Genomic DNA, 20,437 nt, shown 5'->3' with positions numbered 1-20,437 from the left:
ATTGATTAATAGACTTCATTATATTAGTGTAATTAGAACACAATTTGTTACAACTCATATACGATACTCTTAAAATTCTAAAATACGCCTTTTTACACTATTATAACAATAAAAAGGATTACAAATGTCCTAATTCATTTTTATAAACATACTTCAAACAACACTGTATTTATTCTAAAACATATCTAAATCACATTTAATAAAATATTGTTTTTCAAATATTTACATAAACTCCCTGTCTATTTCATCTATTTAAAACCTGAACGTTGACACTTAAAAAAATCTACATATTCTGATTCTTAAATTTTTCACGGTTTACAGTGAAAAATTAATATCATATTCTCTTTATTTTTATCATATCATGATACAATCACTTTTTGATGATCCATTAAAAAAGCAATAAAAGTATATCCATGAAACAAAAATTCATCTATAAAAACACCCCAAAAAACATCTTAAATTCTCGATTAGAATCAATTAAAGATTTTTAAAAAAATGCATGAAGATACAATTGAACTGGTTACCAAAAGAAAAAAACAATGGGTAGATGTAGTTCATGATTTTTACAAAAGAATGTACAATGAGCGTGATATAGAAAGTCTTGAAAATATCTTAAAATTCATTTTTGGAGAATCTGATGAGTTACCGCAAATAACGAAATTAAAAGTAGATACTTTTAATCATTTATCTACTTTACTTAATCCAATACAAGAATGGAGGGTTATTGATCAGCGTCTTCTTGTATTTATATGTAATGATACTTTTTTCTATAAAAAAGGCACCCAATTTGATGGTTATTACGAAGTTTTTTTTAGAGAATGGTTTCTACCTCAACTAAAGACAGAAAAAGAAGGAGAAGACCTCTTTGGTTTAACTTTAAAAGAATTAGACCATTTTAATATAGATATATGGACTGCTCTTTCTGCTTATTTAAATGCAACCAAACAAGTATCTTTCTTAAGAGAAGATAAATCTGTTAATTCTGTAGGAGAAATAATACTCAAACTCATCAAAGAAAATCAGACAAGAACTATACAATTATTAGATAATGAAAACTACATAAAACCACTAATATCATTACTGGGTACTGCGCAACAAAGTTTACTCGATACACTTTTAGAAAACCTTCCTCTATACTATACAAGAAAAGAAGCTCAGAAACATATTCGATTTAGTTGGTTAGAAGAATTATGCAAAATCAATCTAAAAAAATTTGAATCCTTTGTAGTAGAAAAAATGGAAGGTTCTGATTGTATAATTTGTGTGATGGAATGTTACAGGATTCTATTTGCCAATGCTAGAAAAAAATACAGGAAACCAACTGTAATACATATAAAAAAAATGTTGCCCTATATTTTGGAACGCAAAAACTCAAGTGAAGATGGTTATACATTTAATTGGTCTCCTGCTACAGAATTGTTTCGTGATGATACTCCTAAATTTATTGGTTGGGTATGCAAATATTTTAGAAAAGAAATGAAAACCGAATTGTTTTCATATGTAAAAGAGACCAAACAGTTAAATCTTGAGATTGTTAGTCATATTGTTGGTTGTTACAAACAGAGCGCTATAGAAATTGCAATAGAAGCCATAATGAATATAAAAGATAATACCCCTATTGCACATTACAAAGAGGCTTTTGCATTACTCGAGGGGTTGGATTTCTCAAAATATAACGATCTGGTATGGGAGATCGCATGTTCTGAATATCAAGATCTGGCAGATACAGCCGCTTCTTTACTATCCAGATATCCGACAGAAGATATTTTTTATAAGGCAAAAGAATTAACGCTGTCAGAAAAAAAAGAAGAGAGAAGAGCTGGAGTATATGTCTTAAGTCAAATAAGATGTGAAGAAGCTATCGCGTCGTTACAACCTATTGTCGAAAAAGAGGGTTTAGAAGATGTGCGTAATATTGCTGTGCGTTCTTTTTATAGTCACAAAAATCAAAGTAAAGTATCCATTGAAGATATAAAAAAACGTATCAGCCTTGCTTCTCTAAGAGGGAAATTAGAGAAACCCATCGCAGAATGGGCAGGGGAATTACCAGAATTACAATGGAAAGACGGTACTACAGTATCAAAAACTGAATTAAACTACTTGTTTTACAGACAGATAAGCTCTAAAAAGATTAATGTCGATATAGAAGCTGAGCCTATGTACACCCTACTCGATCAAAAAAAGGGAGCTGATTTTGCATATGCTTTGTTTCAAAATATGATAAAAAATACAGGTATAAAAGCAGTTACAAAACCAGGCTTTGCAATTTTAGGAAAATTAGGGGATCAACGATTGGTTATGCCTCTGCAAAATATCGCCATACAGGATAAAAATCTAAATGCCTGTGCTATTCTGGGAATTCTAGGAACATATAAAGCCGCACTAGCATTAGAAAAGGTTATTCAACACTTTAATGTAGAGTACCTCAATGTTCGTGGAGCCGCAGAAGAAGCATTTGAATCCATTGCAGAGCAATTGGGATTGACCTATTTTGAACTGAAAGATAATATGATGCCAGATTTCGATTTTATAAATAAAGAAAAAGTAATAAGTAACAGGTATATAATATTTATAAGTCCACAGCTTAAGTTTAGTTTTAAAAATCTACAAGGAAAACAGGTAAAATCAATTACCAAAGCATCTGAAGATATCAAGAAAATGTTGAAAAATCTAAACACTACACTTAAGCAAACAATACAACATTTTAGGCATAGTTTAGAGAATTATCTGGTTATACAAAGGTTTTGGAAAGGAAAGGATTGGAAAAAATTCTTCTTAAACCATCCTATTGCTTTTGCTTGTGGCCAGACTCTGATTTGGCAACAGAATAATGAGAGTACCTTTACTATAACAGCAAGTGGTGAATTAAAAAACCACAAACAACAATCCTTGGATATTAACCATAATGACCAAATACGGCTGGTACATCCCATTCTTATAGGTGCCAAAATAAAAATGAAATGGAAAGAATATTTTGAAACTCAAAAAATAATTCCAGTTATCCAACAATTAGATAGGGATATAATCCAACTTCCCAAGAAATTATATAAAGTAACATTATCCAGAAGTTTTGAAGACAGAACCTTACCAGCAGGAAAATTTAAAAACAGAGCACAAAAAAGAGGCTGGAAAAAAGGAAGTATTGGGGACGGCGGAAGTATTTTATCCTATAAAAAAGCTTTTAAGGAAGGTAGAATAGAAGTTTTTGTAGAAACTGATAATTTGCAAACCCAAGGGATATTTGATGAAGAAATGGTTTTAGGAAAGTGTTTTTTTACACCATTGGGGTTTGTTCAAACCGATAGCTTTTGGTTTTCAGAACCCAGAAATGAAACAGATAATCGTCTTATCACATTACGGGATGTCCCTAAGGTTATTTATTCTGAAGCAATGAATGACCTGAAAGAAATCATGAATGACGTTTCATGAATAAAAAGCAAATTTACAAATAGAAATCAGAAAGCTTTTTAGAGCTAAAATAACAAAGGTATAGTATTAGGGGTCGCCAATTTTCACAACTTTTACTTACAAATCCAATAGAAACCTTTACATAAATCGTTACTCTTCTTCATCAAAAAGAATAATTTCTTTTACTGTTTTTAATATTTCCGGGATATCTTCTTCGGTCAAAGTCATCAATATTTCTTCAGTAATCGGAGTTATCGAAACAATTCTATTGGCTTGGCGTTCTATAATTTTCTCAAACAGATTTCGTATTGTTCTTGCATTTCCAAAACCTCTGTGCCTCTTTTCATATATTCTATCGAGGATTTCCATTAGTTTTTCTTCGGCATCTTCGGTAAGTATAAAATCGGCTTTTTTTGCAAAAAGCTTAAAAATGCTTAACAATGCTTCGGCAGTAAAATGATCAAACTCAAAATATCTGTTAAATCGAGATTGAAGTCCTGGATTAGTCTGTATAAACTCCTGCATTTCATCTGGATACCCCGCTACAACAATGACTAAATCATCCCGCTGATCTTCCATTCGTTTTAGTAGAACTTCTATCGCTTCGCTTCCAAAATCATTAAACCCACCAGAAGTAAGTGAATATGCCTCATCGATAAACAAAACACCACCAATGGCAGATTTTATAATTTCGTCTGCTTTGATTGCTGTCTGCCCTACATAACCTGCTACCATACCTGCCCTATCTGTTTCTACCAAATGTCCTTTCTCCAGGTAACCAAGGTGTTTATATATTCTTCCCAGCATACGTGCAACTGTAGTTTTACCTGTACCAGGTGGCCCCATAAAAACAGCATGTAAAGAATTAGAAGAGGTTTTTAATCCTTTTTCTTTTCTTATTTTTTGAATCTTTAGAAAATTCGTAAGATCTTCAATATTCTTTTTGATATCCTTAAGACCAATAAGTTCATTAAGCTCCTGAAGTACAATCTCGAGTGTATCATTTTCTGGTACTTCATTATACCCTGCTTTTTTCACAACTATTTTTGGATGATTTGTCTTATGTGATACACGTTTTAAAAAATCTCGTTCTTTCTCTGTAATTATTCCATCTGCATTAACAACCAGTGAAGCTATTCTACTTAAAAAAGAACCTATACTTAGTAATTGCTCACTTTTGAATTTTGCCAAAATTACAGGTAAGGCAAATTCGGTTTTAACCTCATCAATAGGTTCAAAAAAAGAGGTGTTTCTAACAGTAGTAACATTTTTACTAAACTGAGATGATAAAGGAAGTTCATTAAGCTTTTTTAGATCATAAGCTTTACTCAAATCTTTACCTTGTAATTTTTCATAAAAATAAACCAGAATAAATTTCACTTTTGCTGATACTTTGGCGGCGTCAACATGTATATCTTCAAAATCATCAAATACCTTAACAATATCATGCAAAAGGATATGTTCTGCTTTATAATTTACACCTCGAAAACCATCATCTACAATAGTAGTAACTGTGTTTCTAAATTCTTTATTTGTATTTAAATTTTGACAAATTGCCAATGCTTTATTTCCTTCTTTTTTAAGGATGTCAAGATATGCTGAAGAAATTTCCAATACCCCCTGGTTTTTTTAAATAAATGTATACTACTTTTTGAATCTTTTTACCAAAGATAATGAACTGATCCATAATATTACGTTATCCTTCATTCTCTAACCATACTTACTGGTAAAACCCCAGTAACGTAGAACGTAGTATTTCATTTAAAATGGAATGGTGAAGAAAAAGGTACTTCCTCCTTTTACTTTGGATGTAAGCCATATTTTCCCTCCGTGAGCTTCTACGATTTTTTTACAATGAGCCAAACCAATACCTGTGCCTTCATACTGATCTCTAGAATGTAACCTTTGAAAAATTGCAAATATTCTTTCCTGGTGTTCTTCTGGTATCCCAATACCGTTATCTTTTACAGAGAATTGCCAAAAACCTTTTGATGCATCTTCTGGGTCACTTTTTTTGACACATCTAATCTCTATTTCAGGAATAGAACCTGAAGCATTAAATTTAATACCATTACTAATAAGGTTTTGAAACAATAATCGAAGCTCTATTTCTGAACCTCTAACTACTGGTAAATTCTCCATCTTAATTTTTGTCCCTGTTTTTTCGAGAACAACTTTTAGATCCTTTTTTAATTCTTGTATAACAGTAGCACAATCAACATTATCATACTCTTTACTTCTTCCTAATCTGGAATATTCTAATAGAGCATCAATCAGTTTTTTCATCCTTATACTTGCATCCTTAATAAAGGACATACTCTCTTTTCCTGCTTCATCAAAGTTTTCTCCATAATCTTCGGCTAATAACCCTATAAAACTTGATATTGTATTAAGAGGTTCCTGGAGATCATGACTTGCTATATATGCAAATTGTTCTAACTCTTTATTTTTTGCCTCCAGCTCTACAGATTGATTATAAATCTCAAGGTTTTTATCCTCTAACTCTTTATTATATTTCTTCTTAGCCAGGTAATTCCTGTAAATGAAAAAACTAACGATAAGAGTAAGAAGTACCAGAGCAATGAGTAAAAAGTTTACTTTTTTATGAGCATCAAGTTCTGAAGCTTGCTGGTTTAACACACGCTCCTGTTCTTTGATCTTTTCTTTCTGCTCTCCAAGAAATTCATTTTGCATACTAATTTCCTGGTTGCTTTGTATAATTTTTTCTTCCTGACTTTTTATAAAAGCAACTTGCTCCTGGATGTTTTTTTCGAGTTCCCTTTCGATTACAACCTTTTCTTTATATTTTTTTTGTTGTATTTCACTCTCAGTATAAAGGCTTTCTATCTTTTTATTTCTTTGGTTAATTTCCCCTTCCTTATTGTCAATTTTTTCTAATTGATCTGTTATTTTTTCTTCCTGAGATTGTATTTGCTGTTCTTTATCTTTTAATATAGCCTCTTGTTTATCTTTATCCTCTTGTACTTTGTTTAAGGTTTTTTCTGTTTTTCGGTATAAACGTTTCCATTTTTCTGAAGAAGTAATAGCATGTTTTCCTAATGAAGAAGCAATAGTAAATCCTTCTTTTTCTATTCGGCTTTCATTAATCTCATATTCAAAAGAATCCCCTACATTAACCATATTAATCATAGAGGCATTAAAGTTATAATCCTCTCCAACAAGCATTATGTTTTTTCCCGAGATCTTACTAAGGATATAATGCATATCATAGTTATACTTATGATTTACATATAATAGCTGAACATCTTTTACATTTTTAACAAATTGAAATCGAACAATCTCTACAGGTTTACCTTGGATCTTACGCCTTAGAGACATGGCTTTCAGATCTAGTATTGTTCGGTCAGGTCCCAGTACACCTATTTTAAAATTTGGTTGTTCTTCTATAGTTGGCCAACCTATTTGCTGTGCGAAGTTAAAAACAAATATAGCGCGCTGTAATCTTTTTACTTCTTCATTACTTGTTTCCTGAGCTTTTATTTGTAACGAAAAACTCATTGCAATAACATATAAAAATATAGCTATCAAATTAGTATATGCTGTCGATATATATTGACGCCTATACATCATAACCTAAGTAATAATCTTAAATAATAATTGGATCCATTAACACCAAACTGCTGCACTCTCCTACTATACATAAAATTTCCATCTTCTGTATTAGCGGCATGTTTATGCTTATCTGGATAGACATTAAAAACATTATTCCCTCCCAGAGTACATTTCATATAATCACTAATCTGATATGATATTGCAATATCTGTTACGAGTTTAGGAGAAAACATCTGATCTCTGGACTCTATATTTCCTGTAAAATCATTTACCACCCAATTTACAGAGTCTCCATCATTTGGGTGAATAAATTTAACCTTTCCAAAAAGTGTATTTACTACCTGAAATCCAAACTGTTCAAAATCATAAGAAAGCAATGAATTTATTTTATAATTTGGTTGTGCAAACTCTACTCTGGCGATTTCTTCTCTGTTAAACAGTACTTCCTCTTGTCCTTCTAATGTTTGTGAAACCTTAATTGGACCTTTTACTTTGGTCTTAGTAAAATTACCTGCTAATGAAGCATTAAATTCTCCTGTACCAAGAGTTGTTTTAAAAAATAATGATAGATCAACACCAGATGTTCTGGAATCTATTGCATTTGTAAAGAATTGAGCAGCACCAACATTAAAGGGTTCCAGTATTTCCTCATATCCTTCTGCAAATCTTCCTGAAAGAACAATTCTATCCTGTATATTAATTAAATAATAATCTAAACTAAAAGTAATATTATCGTTTAGTTTCCCACTGAAACCAGTATTAAAATGACTAGATAATTCGGGTTTTAATTTTTTGATATCAAAAGCTTCTGTAGCAACAGCACTTTCGTTATTAAAGGTACCTACTTGTACACTTTCTCCATTAATAAACTGTGTACTTATATTCTGGAAAAATACCTGATGAAGAGAAGGCGCTCTAAATCCTGTAGAAAACCCTGCTCTTATGCTAATTTCATCTCTAACTCTGTATCTACCCGACAATTTCCAGATCGCCTGACCTCCAAAATCATTATATGCTTCATATCTGGCTGCTCCTCTAATTAAAAGTTTCTCTGTTATATTTGCTTCTATATCCAGATAACCAGAGCTATTTGTTCTAAAACGATTTAATGCATTTTCTGGCTGAAAACCTGGGAAAACCTGTGCCCCAACAATTCTAGGCAATTCTATTCCTAAACTATTGGTATAAGTACTTCCTCCATCAACATAAGAAGCTTCTTCTCCTGCAACTATCTCATAATTCTCTACTCTTAGTTCTGCCCCAAAAGCTACATTTACACCCTCAAGCCAATCAAATGTTCTTGAAAGATCAAGATTTGTCGTATTTTGCTTGTAGATAAACCCTCCTGTATAAAAAGTTCTAGGGGATGTTACTCCTAAGGAGGCATTATTAGAATTATTTACAGTATAATCTAACCTATTAACCCCAATAGAATGGCTAAAATCCACATCCCATTCATTTTTAATTCCTCTTATTCCTCCCGTAATTGCATCATCCTGAATATCGGTAAGGATCTCTGGAGAAAAACCATTTGGAAATAACTCTAAAACTACCCTGTTTTGATCTTTAGGAAAACGATAGAATCCTTTTGATGTTCCTTCTCGGTAGTTTCTACCACCATGCATATAAAATGTTGCATAGTCAGACATTATTATTTCACCATTAAATGATAATGCAAGGTTCTGGGTTTCTGCGCTTCCGATCTCCATTACTCGTTTGTTAGAATACCCTGTCTGTTCAAAAAAATTATTTTCCTCGATTAGCGTTTGATCAGTTGTTATATCATTAGAATATACTGTACCTGTATAGTCTCCGGCTCTGTTTATAGATTCTCTATCTCTATATTCTGCTGTAACATTTATATAACCTTCTTTTCCTATTTTTAACCCAAAATTTGCAGAAGAATACACATTAAGCCCATCTCCCTCGGTATTTATTGCTACTCTATTATCGAGTTGAATAATTTCTGTTTGCTTTTTTAGGATAATATTAATTACTCCCGCAATAGCATCAGAGCCATATTGAGAAGTCGCCCCATCTCGTAATATTTCGATACGTTCTATTGATGCTATGGGTATTGCATTAAAATCAGTCCCTACCGATCCTCTGCCCACAGTACCATTTACATTTAATAAAGAGCTATTATGCCTGCGCTTACCATTAACCAATACAAGCACCTGATCTGGCCCTAATCCTCTAAGTGTTGCTGGATCTATATGATCTGTACCATCTGCTATCGTTTGGTGTGTAGAATGAAAAGAAGGAATCAAATAATGAAGAATGTGACTCAATTCTACCTGAGAAGAATTTGTTAACTGTTGCGGTGAAATAATATCTACCGCCGCTGTATTCTTTAATATTGATTTTGGCTTGGCCCTTGATCCCAAAGAAACTGGTTGATCTATTGAGAATCCAGTTTCTAGAACAAAATCTACCTTTGCAGTATCTCCAACCTTAACTAATACTGTTTTAGAAACAGAAGTATACATCAAAAATTCTGAAGTAACTATATACTCTCCCTCATCAACATCGAAGTTATAATTACCATTAACATCTGTTGTTGTATTTTTATCTGTACCTTCTATAACTAATCTGGCTCCTGGCAGATTACCAAATTGGTCAGAAACATTACCTGATATAACCGCCCTTGATTGAGAAAATGCTCCAGAAATAAAACAAAGAAATAGTAAACCAGTAAGGTATAACCTATACTGAACTAACAAAATAGGGGGGCTTTTTTTAGTCCGCGTCTTAATATGTTTTTTAATTTAGATTTTAAATAGATTGCTTTGTGTGTAGCCAAAACTATCATAAGTTCATTCAAAATACAAATATATATGGGGGCAATATCTGAAGTTATATAATCTTTTTATAAGATTCTGAGCAAGAATCCGACTCTGACCGTTTAAAATACTTTGTCACAATCTTGCAAACACTCTCTTTAGTCAACATTTTTTGTGCATATTCTTTTATTTCCAAAATACGCTCTGCTCTTTCTTCATCTTCCTTACTTAAATCTGTTCCCAGCATAAGTATTATAATAGATCCCTTATATCTATCATCTAATTTCTGATATTCGGCAATAAACTCCCAACCATCCATGACCGGCATATTAATATCCAAAAATATAATCTCAGGAATAATTTCGGATTGGATATGATCTAACGCTTGTTTTCCATTTTCTGCAATAAAAACCTCTTCTACACACTGTACTTTTTCTATAATTGTTTTATTAAAAAAGTTAGTTGCTTTACTATCATCAATGAGAAGAAAACGTTTTAATTTTTTCATAATCAAAAATGGTTTTTTAGCACATCATCCAATAAATCCATAGATAAAGGTTTATTGATAAAGTCATCGACCGAATGATTTTTGGCAGATGCTCTTACATCATCTGGATTAGACGAAGTTGATAACAAAATCACTTTAATACCAGCTGTTACTTTTTGATCCAGTTTAGAAAACTCGGTCAAAAATTCCCACCCATTCATTGCAGGCATATTGATATCCAAAAAAATAAGGTCAGGTTTTATTGCTGCATTATTCTCTACAGCATTAAGATAATCTAGAGCTGCCAAACCACTTTGCACAGTATTAACCTGATAAAAGTCTTCGTGTCTAGTAACAACTCTTTCGTTAAAGAAATTTGTGGCCTTGTCATCATCTATAAGCAAGACACAATCCACCAATGTATTCATTTAATTTCCCAATTACACTCAAAGGAAATAAACTTATTTGATATGACCATAACAAAACTAAATTTTATGAAATAGTTTTCGTTTAACAACACAAATTTAACGGTAAAATGTATTCTCTAAAATTAATTTTCTGAAATAAAGCAATTTATGCTTTAAAAAAACTAATACAAAAACATGTAGTTTTAACTAAATTTTAAGTCAATAAAAACATAGCCACTTATTTCTAAGAAATAAGTGGCTATGTTTAAGCTTATGTTGTCTGTTTTTTTTATTCTATAATAAGCTTTTCGAACTGTTTTTTTCCTCCCGATTCAACTTGAACCAAATAAAACCCTGGTTTCAGTTTATATGAATTGAATTCGAAAACATATTCTGTATTTCCTACTTTTGTATCTTCAAGTATTTTTCTCTTATCTACCAAATCAAAGATTTGTATTAGTACAGGTAATGGTTTAACAGAAGAGACATTCACACTAAATCTTCCGTTTGGTGATGGATTGGGATAAATTGAAGTTTCAAATAGCTTTGATTCTTTATCCGATAGCACACTTAATAACTCTTGATTATCTGTCAAGACAATATTCTCATTCGATTTATTAGCATCTATGCTTTGAGTAACAGTTATAGTTGCATAACCACTATTTATTCTCCGTTCGTAGATTTCATTTTTTGTAAATTCTTTGTAAAAAGATGGAGAACTAACACTTACTAGTTTTTGACTTCTTCTACTTCTACATCTAAAAGCTTTTCTAATTCTAGAAACAGATTTAAACTTTACTCCCACCAAACGTTTACTCTCACTATATATCTGAGAAAAGGAATAATTTCTATTTATAAATCGTATTCCCTGTGAATTACTAAACAAGAAATCTTCTGAACCATCATCAAATACGGCTGTTATTGATTGTAAACCTTCTAATGATCCACAAGAAGATGGACCTGAACCTATATACCCACTTACGGTCAATTGGTAGTTCTGTGCAAATGTGGTAAATGTGATGGATAACATCACTAATAATAAAAATTTTCTCATGGTTTTAAGTTTTAAAAGTTATACTAAATTAATTTGTTTACTCTTTCATTACACTTCTCAAGATATGTCTATAATGTAATCTCATATTCTTCAGTAGTTTCAAAAATACTTTGAAACTTTTATGAAGATCTCACTGTTTTCAGGGGTTTTCACTTCTAGAGAAAAAAAATCATAACAACCTGATTATAAACAAAATCCTATTTTTTTTATTTTCTAAAATGAAATAATAAACTAAACCCTCCCTACACTAAAAATCAAGGAATTTCATCCTAATCTAAGGTCAACAGAGTCGTATAAGATTTAAAAAACTTATTTTCCTATTCAATATCAGTTTTGACATACTTTTAATAAAGACTATAAAAAATAAATGTAAATTTGAAATACATTCAGATGATGGTTTTACTTGTCAAACCTATGGGAATAAAATTATATGTAAGACACACCGACCCGATTCCAAATAGATTTTTTAAACCTTTGATTAAATTGATTTCGAACAGTACATATGAAATCAGAAACTCTTTTAAACTTCAATAAGATTAATGGATTCATTAACCCAAATTGTATTAGGGGCTGCAGTAGGAGAAGCTACTCTAGGTAAAAAAGTAGGCAACAAAGCTATGCTATGGGGAGCTATCGCAGGAACTATTCCCGATCTAGACGTGTTATCCAAACTTTTTGTTGATCATGTTACGGCAAACGAATTGCATCGCGGGTTTTCGCACTCCATACTCTTTAGTTTGCTTGCCGCTCCGGTATTTGGTTGGATGATCTCTAAAATCTATCGCAATAATGAAGCAGACTGGAAAGATTGGTCAAGACTTATGTTTCTGGGTCTTTTTACACATCCCATATTAGATGCATTTACCACATGGGGGACTCAGCTATTCTGGCCTTTTGATTATAAAGTTTCTTTTAAAAATATCTTTGTTGTAGATCCTTTGTATACCATACCATTTTTGATGTTTGTGACTTTGGCTATGTTTTATAAACGTACACATCCTAAAAGAAGAAAGTTCAATACCCTTGGATTATACATTAGTAGTATTTATATGTTTATAACATTGGGATTAAAATGGTATACGTATGGGGTGTTTCAGACCAATCTCGAAAACCAACATATTCGATATAAAGAGATTCAAACAAAACCAACTCCTCTCAATAGTATTTTATGGACTGCTAATGTAGAAACCGAATATTCTTTTTTAATAGCATATTACTCCTTATTAGAAAAAGAAGATATTATTGTTTTTTCAGAATTCCCAAAGAATCATCACCTGTTGGGTAAGATGATAGATGATCCTCTTATTCCTAGATTAATTAAATTATCAGAAGGTTGGTATACTATCGAAAAAACGAATGACAAATTATTTTTTAATGACCTCAGATTTGGGCAAATGGGAGTAGGTGAAGAAGCAAATAGATTTGTATTTAGCTATGAACTATTTTATGATGATAATGGTATTCTAACCGCTAAAGAAATAGAAAGAAATATGGATGATGCTTCTCCCCTGCTTAAAAAATTATTTAGCAGAGTATTAGGAAATAAATCATAAAAAGAACGTATCAAAATATCCCCAACCCTATTGCGTAACCTTCTATAAATGACATGAGCATAAATATGAGTATAAAATTCTCGTAAATATAATATCTATTTTTATCTTGCAAATCAAATATTCACACTTATGAGTAGCGCATATAAAGTTAAGGTAAATAAGATTTTTGATTTTGAATTTACCGAAGAAGATATTTCAAAAATAGATATTGTAAGTAATTCAAAATCGACCCACCACATTCTTCAAAACAACAAATCTTTTCATACAGAAATTGTACAGTCGGATTTCGATACTAAAAAATATACTGTAAAAGTAAACAACAACAGCTATCAGGTTAGCATTACTAATGAATTAGATACCAGAATTGCAGCAATGGGATTCTCTTTAGGGTCTTCTAAGCAGGTAAATGCTATCAAAGCTCCTATGCCAGGTTTACTGTTAGATATTCAGGTTGAAATAGGTCAGGAAGTAAAAGAAGACGATCCTTTACTTATTTTGGAAGCCATGAAAATGGAAAATATTATTCTATCTCCCAGAGATGGAGTTATTAAGTCTATTTCTGCCACTACAGGAGATGCAGTAGATAAAGGACAATTATTAATTGAATTCGCTTAGCCTATCATAGGCATTAAACAGAACCATGTGTTCTAATATAGTTTAATATGAAAAAAATACTAGTAGCAAATAGAGGTGAGATTGCAATTCGGGTGATGACAACAGCTCGCAAAATGGGAATCAAAACCGTTGCCATATACTCTACCGTAGACAGAAACGCTCCACACGTAAAATTCGCAGATGAAGCTGTCTGTATTGGTGAAGCTCCTTCTAACCAATCCTACTTATTAGGATCTAAAATCATTGAAGTAGCTAAACAACTACATGTAGATGCCATACATCCTGGATACGGATTCCTTAGTGAGAATGCAGATTTTGCAGAAGAAGTAGAGAAAAACAATATTATATTTATAGGTCCAAAATCCAAAGCTATACAGGTTATGGGAAGCAAATTAGCAGCCAAAGATGCTGTTAAAGCCTATGATATCCCTATGGTTCCCGGTATAGACGAAGCCATTACAGATGTTGCTAAAGCAAAAACTATTGCTTCAGAAATAGGGTATCCTATTTTAATTAAAGCTTCTGCCGGTGGTGGCGGAAAAGGGATGCGAGTGGTAGAAGAAGAAAAAGACCTCGAATCACAAATGAATCGGGCCATTAGCGAAGCTACCTCGGCTTTTGGAGATGGCTCTGTATTTATCGAAAAATATGTTGCCTCACCACGACATATCGAAATACAAATCATGGCAGATAATCATGGCAATGTCGTACACTTATTCGAAAGAGAATGTAGTGTACAACGACGACATCAAAAAGTGGTTGAAGAAGCTCCTTCTGCTGTGCTTTCTCCAGAACTACGTTCTGAAATGGGAAAAGCAGCCGTTAAAGTAGCCAAAGCCTGTGACTACCTTGGTGCCGGGACTGTAGAATTTCTTTTAGATGAAAATCACAATTTCTACTTCCTCGAAATGAATACCCGACTACAAGTAGAGCATCCGGTTACCGAATTGATAACAGGAACAGACCTTGTAGCATTACAAATAAAAGTAGCCAGAGGCGAAAAACTACCAATACAACAAGAAGATCTAAAAATAAAAGGACATGCTCTGGAGCTACGAGTATATGCAGAAGATCCGCTAAATGATTTCTTACCTAGTGTGGGGCATTTAGAAACCTACCAAATACCAGTTGGAAAAGGGATTCGGGTGGATAATGGTTTTGAAGAAGGAATGGATATTCCTATCTACTACGACCCCATGCTTTCAAAGTTGATTACCTACGGAAAAACTCGTGACGAAGCCATACAATTGATGATAAAAGCAATTGACAATTATGATATCAAAGGAGTACAAACTACATTATCATTTGGTAAATTCGTGTTTGAACATGAAGCCTTTAAATCTGGTAATTTCGACACACATTTTGTAAAGAAATATTTCACTACAGATATCATACAATCAGCAATGGAAGAAGAAGCTAAAATTGCCTCCCTAATTGCTATGAAACAATACATCGAAGATCAAAAAACGTTACGCATACCAACACTCTAATATTATGGATTCAAAAATAAAAACATTACAAGATAAAATTGCTCAGGCAAAATTGGGTGGTGGTGAGCAACGTATCGAAAAACAACATCAAAAGAAAAAATTAACTGCCCGTGAGCGTGTAGCGTATTTGCTAGATGAAGGTTCTTTTGAAGAAATTGGTATTTTGGTGACACACCGTACTACTGATTTCGGAATGGATAAAGAGATCTATTATGGAGATGGTGTTGTTACCGGATACGGAACTGTAAACGGACGATTAATCTATATTTTTGCTCAGGATTTCACCGTTTTTGGCGGTGCCTTATCAGAAACTCATGCCGAGAAAATCTGTAAAGTTATGGATATGGCTGTAAAAATGGGAGCACCAATTATTGGACTTAATGATTCTGGTGGAGCCCGAATCCAGGAAGGAGTTCGCTCTCTGGGTGGATATGCAGATATTTTTCATAAAAACGTACAAGCCTCTGGAGTGATCCCTCAGATTTCAGCTATTATGGGACCCTGCGCTGGTGGTGCTGTATATTCTCCGGCAATGACAGATTTTACCATGATGGTAGAAGATACCAGTTATATGTTTGTTACCGGACCTAATGTAGTAAAAACAGTAACCAACGAAGAAGTAACATCAGAAGAATTAGGAGGGGCCAGTACCCATTCTACAAAATCGGGAGTAGCGCATATTACTTCTGCCAATGATATAGAATGCCTCGAAGATGTAAAAAAACTACTAAGCTATCTGCCACAAAGTAATAAAGAACAACCAAAAAAATTAGAGTACACTTTAACCGATGAGGTAAGAGACAACCTCTCTTCTATCGTTCCTGATAACCCTAACAAACCTTATGACATGCACGAGGTAATCGGTGGGGTTATCGATACAGACTCCTTTTATGAAATTCATAAAGATTATGCCGAAAATATTATTGTAGGTTTTGCCCGTCTGGGCGGAAGAAGTATTGGGATTGTAGCCAATCAACCTCAATTTCTGGCTGGAGTTTTGGATGTGAATAGTTCTAAAAAAGCTGCACGATTCACACGTTTCTGTGACTGCTTTAACATCCCTTTATTAGTATTGGTAGATGTTCCCGGATTCTTACCAGGAACCGATCAGGAATGGAACGGTATCATTGTACATGGAGCCAAACTACTATACGCATTAAGTGAAGCTACTGTACCTAAAGTAACCGTGATTACACGTAAAGCCTATGGTGGTGCCTATGATGTGATGAATTCTAAACATATAGGAGCTGATCTTAACTTTGCATGGCCTTCTGCAGAAATTGCAGTAATGGGTGCCAAAGGTGCCAGTGAGATTATTTTTAGAAAAGAGATCAAAGCAGCAGATGATCCAGCCGCAAAGCTTGCCGAAAAAGAAGCTGAATATGCAGAGAAATTTGCTAATCCATATCGAGCTGCACAACGTGGTTTTGTAGATGAGGTTATCTTACCAGAAAATACTCGAAGAAAACTAATTAAAGGATTTAGTATGCTCGAAAATAAAATAATTGAGCGTCCTGATCGAAAACATGGGAATATCCCTTTATAAATACATATACAAGCCCTCATAGGCTTGTACTGAACTTGATTCAGTATCCTTGTGAGGGTTCTACTTATTCGAATTTATTTTGAATATGTAATATCAACTGGATTACTCATATCCAGAATTAGAAAAAATGCCATAATAATCATTCTTCTTTCATATAAATCTTTCCTTTTTCCTATAATAAAGGCTATACTTTACCTGTTCTAATTTCAGTAGATCCCATCAAATCGTCAACCTATTTTTTCACTGAAAACAGGGGGTTTTTTGAGTATTAATTCATTTAATTTTACACTTTGTCCCTTTATTTTTTGTAAACAAATCTGTAGAAGAAAAAGTTAACTTCTATTGATTTAACGACGTATCCCAACATTAAATGAAAAGTCAAATGAAAAAAATACTATTATTCTTAATACTTATTATCTCCATTTCTTTAACAGGCCAAACTACCTACTACGTAGCTATAAACGGAGATGATTCTAGCGGCAATGGTTCTAACGATACTCCCTGGGCAACGATCCAACATGCTCTTAATACTGTTACGGACGGGAGTACAATTTTGGTAAAACCCGGCACATACAATGGGCGTGTTAGAGTTCGTGGAAGTTTTACTACTGGTGTTTTGGTAAAATCACAAGTGCCATATATGGCAAAATTACGCAACAATACTGCCGTTATTACCGCATATATAAACCCTAATGGTTGCCACGGTATTACTTTTGATGGTTTTGATATAGCCCATGATAGTTCGGGTGCTGGTCCCTTAGTTATTCATATTGATGGAAATGGTAATGGTGATGTACATGATATTACATTTCAGAATTGTATTATACATGATAGTTATAATAATGATCTTGTAAAGGTAAATGCAGCTTGTTACAATATCACTTTCCAGGGAAATTTATTTTTTAATCAAACTGGATTTGATGAACATATCGATGGTAATAGTGTCGAAAACCTAATTATACAGGATAATATTTTCTTAAACGATTTTGCAAGTAGTGGTCGTATAAATAATAATTCTACAGGTAGTTTTATTGTCATCAAAGATAGTGGTGGCAGTAATGATATTTATACCGGTTCAAGAAATGTAAAAATCCGTAGAAATGTATTTCTGAACTGGGAAGGAACGAATGCAACAAACTTTGTTCTTATTGGAGAGGACAGCGAACCTCACTACCAGGCCTTTGATGTTATGATCGAAAATAACTTAATGCTAGGAAACAGTAGTAATCCTATGCGAGCACCATTTGGTATTAAGGGATGTAGAGATATTACATTCAGAAATAATACTGTTACAGGAGATTTACCTGCTAATGCATATGCTTTTAGATTTAACAGAGAACCTACGAACCCTATTATCAATAATATTAATATTTACAATAATATATGGTCTGATCCTACCGGGACTATGAATGATTTTTCGGATTGTCCTATATCCCATACAGATACCTATACTTTAGACACTAATTTATATTGGAATAATGGTACTCCTATACCTCAAGATAATAATGATAAAATCAATAGTGCAGACGATGCTAATGGTATAGTAGCAAATCCATTGCTAGAAAATCAAAATAATGTAATCATTCCTCATTATAATTCTTCGTTAAACCAATTTAAAGATGGTTCGACAACCATAAGAGAAGCATTTGAGCGTTTGGTAAACGCTTACGGAACACCCGAAGCCAATAGCCCTGTTATTAATATGGCAAGGGCAGATCAGCTTCCTGCAGATGATATCTTAGGTAGGTTACGAGTAAATGCTGATATCGGTGCAGTAGCTCCAGGTGCTGTAGAAAATAATGACCTAGCATTAATACGCCCAAGTAATGCTTCAGAAAATATCTCCACTACTCCTACTTTAGAATGGTCAGGGTCTGCAAGTTCTTATACTTTAGAAATAACAGATTGTAGTCCTATAGATCCCCCTCCTCCTCCAAATCCTACAACCGGTTTGGGTCTGGATAAATTTAATCTTATCGAGGGTCCTAAAACGATTACACAGATTCCTGATGACCTATCCGGGTTAACCTACAATAGTTCTACTAATACAATTTTTGCAGTGATTAACGATCCTCCCAGACTGTATGAATTGAGTTTAGATGGTGATGTTATAAGAGCTATCCCCCTACAGGGTTTTAATGATACAGAAGGCTTGGTATGGGTTAATGGTACAGATTTTTTTGTTATTGAAGAAAAAAGAGGGCGAGCTGTTAAAATTACCGTAGAAAATACAACAACAACCATTTCTTACCCAACAAATTATATTCAACTACCCGGTAATTGGGGAGCAAATAATGGGCTGGAAGGAGTATCTTATAACCCAAATACAAATGAATTGATCCTGGTGAAAGAAAAAAGCCCCTTAACTATATACTCTTTAGAGATACCTGTAGATTTATCAACTCCTCCTACGGTTATCAATCCATTCAATATTGCTACAAATAATTTTGGATTTAGAGATTTGTCTGGTTTACATCATTTGGGAAGTAATACCATACAGCAAGAAACTCATTTTCTTGTATTAAGTCATGAATCCAGAGCATTAGTAGAAACCGATATGACAGGAAAAGAATATAGTCGTTTAGATCTTGGTACTAATGGTGCAAATGGTACATTACCCAATAGAATTCTCCAGGCAGAAGGCGTAACTGTAGATAATCAAGAAACAGTCTATATCGTAAGTGAACCCAATACTTTTTACAAATTTTCTAAATCAGCTTCTGCAAATGCTAACAAAATGGCTCCCATATTTACAGCGTCTAACATATCTGAAAAATCATTTGTTGTTCCAGAAAACACACTTACTATAAATACAGAATACTGTTGGAGAGTAAAAGACAATGATACAGGAGATTGGACTTCTTATTTTTCGTTTACTACAGGAAGTAATGAAAATCCACCTCCTCCATTGCCTGTAGAAACTACCAATACTATCCAAGTTTTTCCTAATCCGGTAGATACCTACCTTAGTGTTTTATTTGATTTTGATGAGCTTCCAGAAAATATACAAGTTTTCATGTATGATATTTCAGGAAAAGAAATATTGAGGCAATCTTCTGTTAGTATTTTAGACAATGAATTACATATAGATGTTAGCCGCTTCTCTAAAGGCTGTTATTTCATAAAAATCAAATATCCTAAAGAGGATATCGTTAAAAGTTTTATAAAGAAATAATTTAGGTAAATACTTTAAACCTGAGTTCGGTCTCTAAGCTATACTGTTATAAAAAAGCGTCAATTCGAGTGGTTTTTCAGAATGAAATGGAGAAAAACTGTATCGAGAATAGCTTTTTTAGATAGAAAACCACCATTCTCGATACAATCTTCCAGCCCGTACTGAGCTATATCGAAGTATCAGATCACTCGAATTGACGTGATTTTCTTACGTCGAACTCAGGTTTTAAATACATCTAAAAGACATCACCAACGAGGCTTTCTAGAATAGCTTTTTTGATTCGAAATCTTTTATAAGATATAAAATCACCGTATACAAATATTAGTAATCTATTGCTATTACTAGC

Annotated in this window: 12 protein-coding genes; 6 read left to right on the top strand and 6 right to left on the bottom strand. The window is 33.1% G+C overall.

From position 1 onward, the window contains the following. Positions 1–495 precede the first annotated feature (495 nt). Positions 496–3,429: a DUF4132 domain-containing protein gene (locus Z054_RS30415; RefSeq protein WP_024771350.1), complete on the top strand. Its 2,934-nt coding sequence runs from the start codon at positions 496–498 to the stop codon at positions 3,427–3,429. A 129-nt stretch (positions 3,430–3,558) separates the two neighbouring features. Here Z054_RS30415 and Z054_RS31355 read toward each other — a convergent pair whose 3' ends face one another. From Z054_RS31355 to Z054_RS0117520, 6 genes are all read right to left on the bottom strand, one after another. After that, positions 3,559–5,022 (bottom strand): AAA family ATPase, encoded by a 1,464-nt coding sequence (locus tag Z054_RS31355; RefSeq protein ID WP_024771349.1) that lies wholly within the window; start codon positions 5,020–5,022, stop codon positions 3,559–3,561. Between the two features lie 147 nt (positions 5,023–5,169). After that, a complete protein-coding gene (locus Z054_RS0117540; protein WP_084050438.1) occupies positions 5,170–6,999 on the bottom strand; it encodes a YfiR/HmsC family protein in 1,830 nt (609 codons plus the stop codon). Continuing rightward, the gene (locus Z054_RS0117535; protein WP_024771347.1) at positions 6,996–9,704 is read right to left on the bottom strand and encodes a TonB-dependent receptor; all 2,709 of its coding nucleotides are present in this window, start codon (positions 9,702–9,704) and stop codon (positions 6,996–6,998) included. The genes Z054_RS0117540 and Z054_RS0117535 overlap by 4 nt, the downstream gene beginning before the upstream one ends. A 133-nt stretch (positions 9,705–9,837) precedes the next feature. Further along, a complete protein-coding gene (locus Z054_RS0117530; RefSeq protein WP_024771346.1) occupies positions 9,838–10,272 on the bottom strand; it encodes a response regulator in 435 nt (144 codons plus the stop codon). 2 nt (positions 10,273–10,274) lie between these two features. Next, positions 10,275–10,679 carry a response regulator gene (locus Z054_RS0117525; protein ID WP_024771345.1) on the bottom strand — a complete coding sequence of 135 codons (405 nt, stop codon included), beginning with the start codon at positions 10,677–10,679 and terminating at the stop codon, positions 10,275–10,277. A 268-nt stretch (positions 10,680–10,947) separates the two neighbouring features. Further along, positions 10,948–11,712, bottom strand: a complete 765-nt coding sequence (locus Z054_RS0117520; protein ID WP_024771344.1) for a T9SS type A sorting domain-containing protein — start codon at positions 11,710–11,712, stop codon at positions 10,948–10,950. A 539-nt stretch (positions 11,713–12,251) separates the two neighbouring features. On the opposite strand from Z054_RS0117520, the gene Z054_RS0117515 reads away from it, so the two are divergent. The 5 genes from Z054_RS0117515 to Z054_RS0117495 all read left to right on the top strand — a co-directional run bounded on the left by Z054_RS0117515 (position 12,252) and on the right by Z054_RS0117495 (position 20,091). Next, entirely contained in the window at positions 12,252–13,265 is a 1,014-nt protein-coding gene (locus Z054_RS0117515) for a metal-dependent hydrolase (protein ID WP_024771343.1), read from the top strand. 129 nt (positions 13,266–13,394) lie between these two features. Continuing rightward, positions 13,395–13,880: an acetyl-CoA carboxylase biotin carboxyl carrier protein subunit gene (locus Z054_RS0117510; RefSeq protein WP_024771342.1), complete on the top strand. Its 486-nt coding sequence runs from the start codon at positions 13,395–13,397 to the stop codon at positions 13,878–13,880. Positions 13,881–13,927: 47 nt separating this feature from the next. Beyond that, positions 13,928–15,370 carry an acetyl-CoA carboxylase biotin carboxylase subunit gene (accC, locus tag Z054_RS0117505; protein ID WP_024771341.1) on the top strand — a complete coding sequence of 481 codons (1,443 nt, stop codon included), beginning with the start codon at positions 13,928–13,930 and terminating at the stop codon, positions 15,368–15,370. Positions 15,371–15,374: 4 nt separating this feature from the next. After that, positions 15,375–16,916 carry an acyl-CoA carboxylase subunit beta gene (locus Z054_RS0117500; protein ID WP_024771340.1) on the top strand — a complete coding sequence of 514 codons (1,542 nt, stop codon included), beginning with the start codon at positions 15,375–15,377 and terminating at the stop codon, positions 16,914–16,916. 382 nt (positions 16,917–17,298) lie between these two features. Beyond that, positions 17,299–20,091: an SdiA-regulated domain-containing protein gene (locus tag Z054_RS0117495; protein WP_161635303.1), complete on the top strand. Its 2,793-nt coding sequence runs from the start codon at positions 17,299–17,301 to the stop codon at positions 20,089–20,091. Positions 20,092–20,437 lie beyond the last annotated feature (346 nt).

It is taken from the genome of Aquimarina macrocephali JAMB N27 (assembly GCF_000520995.1).
Classification (GTDB): domain Bacteria; phylum Bacteroidota; class Bacteroidia; order Flavobacteriales; family Flavobacteriaceae; genus Aquimarina; species Aquimarina macrocephali.
The sequence above is the reverse complement of the archived record's forward strand: the minus strand, read 5'-3'. Positions and strand labels throughout refer to the sequence as shown.

Excerpts from the sequence above, each read along its gene's own strand:
- Z054_RS0117525 (WP_024771345.1), bottom strand. The coding sequence starts at position 10,679 with ATGAATACATTGGTGGATTGTGTCTTGCTTATAGATGATGACAAGGCC.
- Z054_RS0117500 (WP_024771340.1), top strand. The coding sequence starts at position 15,375 with ATGGATTCAAAAATAAAAACATTACAAGATAAAATTGCTCAGGCAAAA.
- Z054_RS0117515 (WP_024771343.1), top strand. The coding sequence starts at position 12,252 with ATGGATTCATTAACCCAAATTGTATTAGGGGCTGCAGTAGGAGAAGCT.
- Z054_RS0117530 (WP_024771346.1), bottom strand. The coding sequence starts at position 10,272 with ATGAAAAAATTAAAACGTTTTCTTCTCATTGATGATAGTAAAGCAACT.
- accC (WP_024771341.1), top strand. The coding sequence starts at position 13,928 with ATGAAAAAAATACTAGTAGCAAATAGAGGTGAGATTGCAATTCGGGTG.
- Z054_RS30415 (WP_024771350.1), top strand. The coding sequence starts at position 496 with ATGCATGAAGATACAATTGAACTGGTTACCAAAAGAAAAAAACAATGG.
- Z054_RS0117520 (WP_024771344.1), bottom strand. The coding sequence starts at position 11,712 with ATGAGAAAATTTTTATTATTAGTGATGTTATCCATCACATTTACCACA.
- Z054_RS0117495 (WP_161635303.1), top strand. The coding sequence starts at position 17,299 with ATGAAAAAAATACTATTATTCTTAATACTTATTATCTCCATTTCTTTA.
- Z054_RS0117510 (WP_024771342.1), top strand. The coding sequence starts at position 13,395 with ATGAGTAGCGCATATAAAGTTAAGGTAAATAAGATTTTTGATTTTGAA.
- Z054_RS0117540 (WP_084050438.1), bottom strand. The coding sequence starts at position 6,999 with ATGATGTATAGGCGTCAATATATATCGACAGCATATACTAATTTGATA.